1 protein-coding gene is annotated in these 542 nt (G+C 32.8%); it reads right to left on the reverse strand.

Annotation, left to right across the window (positions count from 1 at the left end; all coding sequences use genetic code 11):
• Positions 1 to 542: helix-turn-helix domain-containing protein (locus tag Q0829_RS27500; RefSeq protein WP_298549303.1), on the reverse strand; the 542-nt coding region annotated here is incomplete at both ends.

Here is a 542-nt window from a genome sequence, read left to right on the forward strand (position 1 = left end):
TGATCTAAAAGTAATTCTTTTGCATACTGTAAACGCACAGAAGAAATAAGTTGATTAGGAGATTTATTAGTAATCGCTTTAAGTTTACGTTGTAATTGACGTTCACTGACACCTATCTCTTTACATAAGGTCGTTACACCAAAACAATCATTGCTCAAATGATTATAAATGTTTTGAAGCACTTTTTCTAAAAAAGAATTGTGTTTCGCTAGTCTGGGTTGATCCGCATTGTGAAGCGTATCCAATTTTAGATTTTCGACTACTTTATACAACGAAATACGTTCGCCAGATGCCGTTTTAAAATTTGCTTTATGCGGAGCAAGATTTACTCCTGATCCTAATAACAAATTTTTTACAGTTTGCGTTAGTATTATTTGATTAGATACTGGTTGTTCAAATATTGCTACTTCAAAATCTTCAGTTTGTTCACAAATACAATGCTGTACAAAACACTCCTTGATATCTATACCAAGTGATAATGGAGCATTAATAGCTCTCATCGCTTTTACTAAATCAGAACCGCAAAAAACAGCTTTACTTGG

It is taken from the genome of uncultured Aquimarina sp., assembly GCF_947492405.1.
Taxonomy (GTDB): domain Bacteria; phylum Bacteroidota; class Bacteroidia; order Flavobacteriales; family Flavobacteriaceae; genus Aquimarina.